This window comes from Anaerobranca gottschalkii DSM 13577 (genome assembly GCF_900111575.1).
GTDB lineage: Bacteria > Bacillota > Proteinivoracia > Proteinivoracales > Proteinivoracaceae > Anaerobranca > Anaerobranca gottschalkii.
Map to the genome: position 1 here is coordinate 1 of NZ_FOIF01000066.1, position 9,140 is coordinate 9,140.

General features: G+C 28.1%; 7 protein-coding genes and 1 pseudogene. 2 read left to right on the forward strand and 6 right to left on the reverse strand.

The window, feature by feature from the left end:
- Together BMX60_RS10680 and BMX60_RS10685 are read right to left on the reverse strand one after the other, a co-directional pair.
- A partial coding sequence (locus tag BMX60_RS10680) for an aldehyde dehydrogenase family protein (RefSeq protein ID WP_143055931.1) occupies nt 1–353 on the reverse strand: 353 nt, incomplete at its 3' end.
- A 70-nt stretch (nt 354–423) separates the two neighbouring features.
- Nucleotides 424–702 carry a CapA family protein gene (locus BMX60_RS10685; protein WP_423230161.1) on the reverse strand — a complete coding sequence of 93 codons (279 nt, stop codon included), beginning with the start codon at nt 700–702 and terminating at the stop codon, nt 424–426.
- On the opposite strand from BMX60_RS10685, the pseudogene BMX60_RS10690 reads away from it, so the two are divergent.
- A pseudogene (locus tag BMX60_RS10690) lies at nt 702–1,050 on the forward strand (hydroxylamine reductase); the annotation flags it as partial. The gene BMX60_RS10685 and the pseudogene BMX60_RS10690 sit on opposite strands and share 1 nt — an antisense overlap.
- Before the next feature lie 151 nt (nt 1,051–1,201).
- Here the strand turns inward: BMX60_RS10690 and BMX60_RS10695 are convergent.
- The 3 genes from BMX60_RS10695 to BMX60_RS10705 form a co-directional block, all read right to left on the reverse strand.
- Nucleotides 1,202–2,896, reverse strand: coding sequence for a sugar phosphorylase (locus BMX60_RS10695; protein ID WP_091351440.1), 1,695 nt, complete (start codon nt 2,894–2,896; stop codon nt 1,202–1,204).
- A complete protein-coding gene (locus BMX60_RS10700) occupies nt 2,896–5,574 on the reverse strand; it encodes a glycoside hydrolase family 38 N-terminal domain-containing protein (RefSeq protein WP_091351441.1) in 2,679 nt (892 codons plus the stop codon). The genes BMX60_RS10695 and BMX60_RS10700 overlap by 1 nt, the downstream gene beginning before the upstream one ends.
- 126 nt (nt 5,575–5,700) lie before the next feature.
- The gene (locus tag BMX60_RS10705) at nt 5,701–7,650 is read right to left on the reverse strand and encodes a fructose-specific PTS transporter subunit EIIC (protein ID WP_091351442.1); all 1,950 of its coding nucleotides are present in this window, start codon (nt 7,648–7,650) and stop codon (nt 5,701–5,703) included.
- A gap of 369 nt (nt 7,651–8,019) precedes the next feature.
- Between BMX60_RS10705 and BMX60_RS10710 the strand changes: the two genes are divergently transcribed.
- Nucleotides 8,020–8,781, forward strand: coding sequence for a MurR/RpiR family transcriptional regulator (locus tag BMX60_RS10710; RefSeq protein WP_091351443.1), 762 nt, complete (start codon nt 8,020–8,022; stop codon nt 8,779–8,781).
- Between the two features lie 54 nt (nt 8,782–8,835).
- Here the strand turns inward: BMX60_RS10710 and BMX60_RS10715 are convergent.
- On the reverse strand, nt 8,836–9,140 hold a 305-nt coding region (locus BMX60_RS10715), incomplete at its 5' end, for a TaqI-like C-terminal specificity domain-containing protein (RefSeq protein ID WP_278276557.1).

A 9,140-nucleotide genomic window follows, 5' to 3' on the forward strand; every position in this document is an offset into this window, starting at 1 on the left:
GCCTTTTCTAAATTCTCCCGGTTATTAGAACATACTCCCCCTGTTAAACCAAACTCTGTATTATTAGCTATTTCTAATCCTTCAGCAAAGTTTTCAGCTTTAATAACTGCCAAAACAGGACCAAATATTTCTTCTTGAGCTATAACCGATTGGGGTGGAACATCAATTATTACTGTAGGTTGGATAAAATACCCTTTATCTCCCACCGGTTTTCCACCATAAACCAATTTTCCTTCTTTTTTTCCTATCTCAATGTATTTTAAGATATTGTTAAAGGCGTACTTATCAGATACTGGTCCCATAAAGTTGTTAAAATCTTCAGGAATTACAGATATAACTTCATATCTCCACATTTCATTTACTCTATATCTATTTACCCATGTCGGTAAATAAGCTGTTTTTTTAAAGTAGTTTCCCCTGTCTTTAGTTTTTTTGGTATGTTACATATACTACTATTCCATCTTCTGTATAACGATTATTTAAAAATTCATATCTCTGATTAAAAATAAAGTTTCCTAAAGAATATGCTATAACTGTTTTGTGTTCATCTTCCCTTTCAATAGTTTCTATAGGTTGAATCACATGGGGATGGCTTCCAAAAATAATATCTACATCAAAAGAGTTTAACCTTCCAGCCATTTCCTTCTGAAATTTATCATAACTCCGTTGATATTCACTATCCCAATGGACTACAAATACAATCATTACCTAAGGATTGTGTAATTTTAAAACATCTTGTGATAAATTTAGGTTTAATGATATCGATTTTGGTACCATTGATGGATTCCTAGGTATATTGATTTAGGCCAGTGTAACAACTACGGCTCTGCTGTGAAAATCGCTTTAGTATTGGCAGAAGCCTTTAACTGCTCAGTTAATGAACTAACATTAAGTATTGTTCTTTCTTGGTTTGAGCAAAAGGCTGTAGCAATTCTTTTAAGTCTCTTTAGTTTAGGTGTACAAAGTCCTAAACCACCAGAATTTATTTCTCCAGGAGTGCTAAAGGTTCTGCAAGAAACCTTTAACCTTAAATTAACGGGAGATCCTTAAGAAGATTTAAAAGCAATGTTAGGATAAGGACAAAGGGATTAAAAAGAAGGAATCCTTGAATACAAAAAGGATTCCTTAACAAAAATATATATGTCAAAATTATAATTCGAATAATAAACATAAAGACCTTTTATATAAATATTTCTTTTAATTAGGCATTTTTTATCCACATAAATTGGTAAGAATCTAACATTAAGTCTCCATCAATTTTCTTATCTGTTAATAAATCTATTCCTTTTATTGTACTTTTAACCTCTATCTTTTTGCAGTCAACATTTACAATAAAAGTCACTTTATCTCTTGTTTCTTTATTTTCACGCTCAAGGGCAAAAATCTTATCACCAAAATCTAAAATTCTCTGTTCAGCATAAGGGGAAAATGCACTATTTTTTTGACGGATATAAATTAAGTTTTTAAGTCCATTGAATATTCCTTTTCTCAAGCAATCACTATCTAATTCCTTAATCAATCTGTTAAATTCTAATTTTTCTCTATTTATTCTTCTTTTTATGCCTGATTGTTTGAAACCAATATAATCGTTTCTTGAACCTAAAAGAGAATGATAGTAAATAGCTGGAACTCCTATGAAAGATAAAATTATCGCATGAGCAGCTAACATTTTCTTTATTTGAATTTCGCTTTCTTTATCCTCTTCTAAGTTAATAAGTGCATCAAAATAGTTTATGTTAAGTTCATATACAGACTGATTACCATCATCATTTGTTTTATAAGATACTTGACCTCCATTTTTTATTACTTTATTTATTAATATTTGTTTCTCATCTTCTTCTAAAATTCCTTCTATTGGTCTAATACCTATTCCATCATGACTAGCTAGAAAATTTAAATATGTTGCAGTATCAGATATTTTACATATACTTTTGGCCCAATTGGTAAGTTTTTGAGAGTTATGCACAGTAAATGTATAAAGCACAAGAGGTGGTAATGCAAACTGATAAACCATATTGGCTTCATCATTACCATTACCAAAATAACTTATATTTTCATTATGCGGAACATTAGTTTCTGTAATAATCTGTATATTAGGTTTAAAATAATCTAATAACAATCTCCAAAGTTTTATTATTTCATGGGTTTGCGGGAGATGCATACATGTTGTTCCAGATTCCTTCCATAAGAAACCAATAGCATCAAGCCTTATACTAGATGCACCTCTATTTGCATACATTAATAATACTTCTGTAAGCTCTAAGAGTACAGGAAAATGTTTGTAATTAAGATCAATTTGATCTTCACTAAATGTTGTCCAAACGGTTTTTATACCATTTCTGCCCACATATTCATGAAATAATGCAGATGTTCTAGGTCTTATTACTTTACTTGTATCAAAATCCGACTTTTTGATTATAAAATAATTATTATATTTTTCTTCTTCAGATAAAAAACCTTTAAACCAACTACTCTTTTTAGAAATATGATTTGCTACAAAATCAAACATTAAATTATAATCTTTAGAAAGAAGTTTAATATCATCCCAACTACCAAGACGTTCCTCAATTTTTGTATAATCTACAACAGAAAATCCATCATCTGATGTATATTCGAACATAGGTAAAATATGAATGTCTGTTATTACATCTCCTATATAATGTTTTAAAAACTTATGCAAAGTATTCAATGGTTTTGTATTATTTTCATATATAGAATCACCATAAACAATCAAATAAACATTCTTATTTGTAAGTGGGCATGATTTAGCCCATTCTTTTTTCTCCCACTTTTTAATCAAGCTTTTCATATCTTCAATATAGTTATTCCTGTAATCAACTCCGTATATCTTTTTTAATTTTGTTTCAATTTTTTTTAGCAGTTCATCCCTTTTCATTACTTTTCACCTTCAATACTTTTTATTTTTAAAGTCACATAACTCTTAGGATTAACTTTTATTTTACCTTCTTCTGTTTTAATTTCATCTTCAAATAAATTTACAAATGTAATTTGGGGGTTTTTACTATACTTTATGTTAAAATCTTGTTTAATTTCAGAAGGATTAAATACTCTGACTATAATACCATCTTTTTCATGGGCTAGTTTACAACAGCTTATAAACACTCTATCATTGTCAATACTAAATAATGAATATACAGACGGTAGTTTTTCAATAGGTAAAGGAATTTGGAATTTCTCAAGTCTTTCATGAAAAATATTTAAACTTTGTTTTTGATACACTGCAAAGTGTTCAATAAAATCATAAGAAACTTTAAAAATTTTACCCGGTTCAAATGAGGAATCTTCAAAAAAAACAGCATACTCAAATTCCATTCTTTTTAAGAGCTGTGCCTTTGGTGTATATACAACTTTATTGTTAATTCCTGATGCTCTTCCAGGTCTCCAAGCAATATTATCCTTTCCTAGGACACCAACACTTCTAAATAAAGTTAATGCAAGCCTACCATCTTTAAATGCTTCATATTCTTTAATACCTTTTGTAATAACAGCAAAATTTGATTTTTCATCCGTTATTGCAGCAAAGTTTTCAAGTGGATATATACTTACTGGTGCTTCAACAAACTCTTTACTTGCCCAATCCTTAAAATAAGGATTTTCAATATTATGTTTTATTACACTAAATCCTTGATCGACATATGAGTATTTTATATTTTTTATATCTGTATTAAATATTACTCGAACTCTATGATCCATTATATTATTATCTATTTCATGCTTTACTCTTATAAAATTTTCACCTTTTCTTAATTCAAAGGTAGTCTCTATAGAAAATACATGTGAAAAATCTTTATTTTTCCTTTTTTCAATATCCAAAGGTAGATTTATAGTATGGGATACTTTCATAATTTGTACTAAATCTCCTTTATAAACCTCCATCACTCTTGCATTCTTTATATATAAAGGCTTATCTCCCTCTAAAGGTGAAAAATCATAAGAATCACCATCATCAGCTTGCTCTTCAAAAATAATAAAATTTTTAAGTTTTTTATTAGTTACTTTATATAATAAACTTAACTCGCCACTTTCACATTTTATTTCATATAGTTCATTGGATATTTTATTAGATAACTTTCTATTGGTTACCATTGTTCTACAATTCTTTAATTTGATATTATCTTCTATTATGAATGTTGCGTATCCCATTGATGGAATATCATTTATTTCAACATTTAATACATTCCTGTAATATCCTTCAATTTCAATTTCCTTTTCACCTTCAGCAGTTACAACTATCTTTTTACCTCCACTTACATAGTTTTGTTCAATAACATCAAAGTTTATAGGATTCTTGTTTAAATCAAATAATCCAAAATCTTTATTTTTTGTATATAGTATAGTTTTAATATTAATATTTCTAGAATGGGGCATTGTATTAAATACGACAAAAATTTCTTCTTTTTCACATCCTTTACTTATAGCATAAGTTAGCTGCTTTTTCAGAATATTAATGATACAGTCAATTGTATTATTTACTTTATTAAGTCTTATTAAAATATTGGTATTAGTTTCATCTGAATTACAACCACATATACTATCATGTGCATGAACGTCAAACATTTTTTTCCAAATATTATCAATTAATTTGGATGGATATTTAATTCCAAGACTTTTTCCAATTACACAAAGAGGTTCTAAAATATAAAGTATTTTATTCTCAATAATATTATTAAGGCTTTTTATATCATACCTCTGAGAGCGTATAGTATTATGAATCCTAGAATTTTGACAAGCAATAAGTTCTCCTTCTATAACATTTGAAAAATTACTATCCTTCCAAGTTTCTTTCATAAACTCTTCATAATCTGAAAGCATTAAATAATAATTAGAATTGATAGAATTTATTTCTTTAATAACCTTAGGTAAATTTTTATTTACAAGTACTTGATCCCCACCTGCTGGCAATAGAATATTATTAGAGTTTTTATTTAGTTTGCTTAATTTTTCTAATATTGGAAGAAGCTCTGTATTTACATAATCTGATTCACTAGATAAAAATTTACCAGGACCATAACCTAAATAGATATTATTTGTCTTAATTCGTTTTCCATCTGGTGATTGCCATATGAAGTTGAGGTCTCCTTTTAATTGATCTTCATATATTCCTCTTTGCACTACAGCATATTCAATACCAAATCCTTCAAAAATTGATGGAAGATAGCTATTTTGTCCAAAAACATCTGGTAAATACCCAATTTTCATATAATAACCCATTTCTTGTCCAATTTTTGTACCATATAATAAATTACGTATTATTGATTCCTTATTTACTAACAAAGTATCTGTTTGTGTATACCAAGGACCTACTAACAATCTTTTATTTTTTATAAGGTTCGTTATTTTTTCTACTTTTTCTGGATAAATGTTTAAAAATTCTTCTATAATAGAGATTTGCCCATCAAAAACATATGATTTAAAATCTTCATTCTTTTCGAGGACATTTATAAGATATTCTAAATTTTCACAAAGAAGTACATTAGAATCTTCAATTGTGAAATACCATTCTCTATCCCAATGTGAATGAGGTACTACAAAAACTTTTTTAGCCTTATCCATATTTTACCTCCATTAAGCTTCTTTTCTTTTTAGAACCCTTTCAAAAGACAGTTTATAACTTCCACTCTCTTCCAATAATGATTGCTATAAGGGGGCAAAGCCCCCTTATTCTTTTTTAAATAAATATTAATACCGAGATTTTCTTTTTAAAATTCTAAATCTTATAAATATGTTGGAAAGTGCTATAAACAATGTCCCAACTAGTAATCCTATGATATATGCCCATAAATTTTCTACTAATGGCCATCCCCAAATAGCAGGAAGTGGATACCATTGTACAGCTCCAAGTAAAACTGCAGTAACTGAGCCCAAAATAGCTCCAATAATGTTTATTGGTATAGTTATTAAAGGATTTTTAAGCATAAAAGGTATAGCGCCTTCACTAATAGCTATAAAACCAAGTAAAATTGATGTCCTACCAGCTACTCTTAAATCTTCATCAAAAACCTTACGTCCTACTAAAAATTTATCAAGAATAGTTGCAAGACCAAGACCTATCGGTGGAATTACTATTGATAATACTCTAGGTGTCAAAGGAAATATTCTGTCTGCAGCAAGCCCTATTGCAATTGCTCCTGCTGCTTTATTAACTGGACCACCGAGATCAAAAGCAGTAGCTGCTGCAATAATTGAAGAAAGAGTAATTGTACCTACTTCTCTTGAAGATAATATTAAATTTTTAAGTATTTCATTTAATCCACCAAATACAGGATCTACAATATAAAAATTTAAAAGAAATATAGATAAAACACTAACCCCTGGTATTATTAACATAGGCTTCATTGCACTTAAACTTTTTCTCAACTTTATTTTTTCATTTAAGAACTTAGAAATATAACCTGCAGCAATCCCTAATATTAATGCCCCCAAAAATCCTGAAGGTATTCCATCTTTAATACCCCAATGTGTATAATGTAAACCAGCTGCAAATACACCACCTAGAAACCCTGATACCAAACCAACCCTATCAGCTATCGCATAAGCAACAAAAGCTGAAAATATTGGATACATAAAAGCAAATATTAACCCGCCAAACCTATCTAGATAATGTAATATTCTAATGATTTCATTAGGATTTGTTGCATATTTAGAATTTCCTATTTCTTGTACAATTCCAAATCCCATAGCACCTATCTTTGCTATACCAATCATAATACCTGCAGCAACAATCACAGGAATCATATATGATATACCTGTCAATACAGCCTTAGATAATTGATTTACTATGCCAATTTCGCTTGAATTTTCACTAACCAATATTTCATCATTTTTGTTTAGTATTCCGTCTGGTTTATTTAGTGCTTTATTTATTAATTCTTTTGCATTTTTCAAAGGTTCCGTAACATTTGACATTATATAAGGCTTCCCATTAAATCGTTCTATACTCTTAGGATAAATGTCAGTTGCAAAAATTATTGCATCTGCTTTCTGTATTATATCATTTGTATGTGGGTTCTCTATACCATTTGCTCCCTGCTTTTCAACTAAAATTTTAACTCCCATTTCTTGTCCTGCTTTTTCAAGGGCTTCTGCAGCCATATACGTATGAGCTATACCTGTCGCACAAGATGTAATCGCAAGAACAATTTTATCACTATTTGAAATTTCATGTTTATTCTTATTATAATTTAGTGCTTCTATAAATTGACTTTTGTTTTTTGCAAGTTTAAGGTTATGCAAAAAGTTTTTATCCATTAAAGCAGTTGATAGTTGTGATAATAATTTTAGATGTTTTGTACTTGCCTCTTGTTCAGGGATTGCTAGAAGGAAAACCATATCAACTTCGTTTTTTTCATTTATACTTTCCCAATCTGTAATTTTATTTTTTAACCTTGCAACAGCAAAAGCACTTTTTTTAACGGCTGAAGATTTACCATGAGGTATAGCAACACCATCTTCAAGACCAGTAGGAGATTGTTTTTCTCTTTCCAAAACCGCTTGTAAAAAATCATTTTTTGAAGTTATGATGTCATTCTCATAAAGAGCATCTACAAGTTTTTCAATGACATCATTTTTACTAGTTGCATAAAAGTCCAAAACAATTAGTTTTTCATTTGTCATACTCTTTAAATTCATACTCTTACCCCTTTCTTTTAAAATTTACAATAAAAATTACCTAATTAACTTTTACCATAATCTAATATAAAATTATTATACAAGATAAGTATAATTTTACTTTTTGATACTTTTGTATTATAAAGCCAAATTCAATGGTTTTGAAAATAAAAGCTTGAAAGCCTATTATTAAAGGCTTTCAAGCTTAAAACAAACCATTTTCTTAGGTTTATTACACCTCAATTAACCGTATCATAATTAAGGTTGACTTTGTACGTTATTGCTTATTGTTGTCATAAATTTGATAAAAACAGAAAGTTTATAAAAATTATGATATAATGTATAATATAGTTAATATATACATGTTTATAAACTTTAGGAGTTGATTATATGGGAAAACTCATAAATAAATTTTCAAATTATATTCCATCATTAAGTTATGCAGAAAAACATGTTTTTTATTACATAGACCAAAATTTTGAAAAAGCAAAAAAACAATCTTTAACAAAAATTGCAACCGAAAATAATGTAAGTACTACCACTGTAATAAGAATGTGTATCAAACTTGGTTTATCTGGATTTTCTGAATTAAAATATATATTAAAAAGCTTAGATTACAATGAATCTAAAACAAAATACAATTCTGTAGATGCTGTAAAAACTAATATAGAATCAACACTAACAAACTTAAATTATCAAAATTTAAAAATATTAATAAGACACATAATTAGTTCTAAAAAAATAGTTATTGTTTCAGTAGGATTATCTAAACCTATTGGAGAATATTTTGCAAAGCTTTTAATTCAAGCTAACAAAAATACTATATACATATATGAATCCCATATAATAGACCTTATCCCTGGAATGGTAGATTATAACGATCTTATTATTTTTATATCAAATAGTGGTGAAACAAAGACGTTAGTTACCGTAGCAGAAAAACTAAACTACCAAAACTTTAAAACTGCAGCTATTATAAATTCAGTAGATTCCTCTTTATCCAAACTCGTTAACATATCAATATGTGGTCTATCTAATAAAATAGAATATAAAGGATATGATATTTCTTCACGCTCTATACTTCTAGTGTTAATTGACATTTTATTTTTAATGTACATTGAAGAAAAAAAATCGAATAGAACAATTCGTTAGTTCCCTTAGGTTCTAGAAATACTAAAATTACCTTCTAAGCAAAAAGAATAAATATTAAAAATCTTTTTCTACAAATTTTATTTCTTTTTTACTTAAATGAAATAGTTCATAAACCTCTTCATCAAGTTCTTGATATAAGTTATTTAGAATTTCTTCTTTATCCTCATCCTCTTGTAAAATTAAGTTAACTAGCCCTTCTATTTCCTTTTCTTTGCTAAAATCAATTATTGGTATTGGAAAAGCTTCGATATGGTGTCTTAAAACTTTAAAACTGGAAAATATATTTTCAAAGTAAAATTGTAATGGAGTGGAATTTAGCAAAGCTAATATGTATTTAATATTAAAAGTACTTTTAGGTA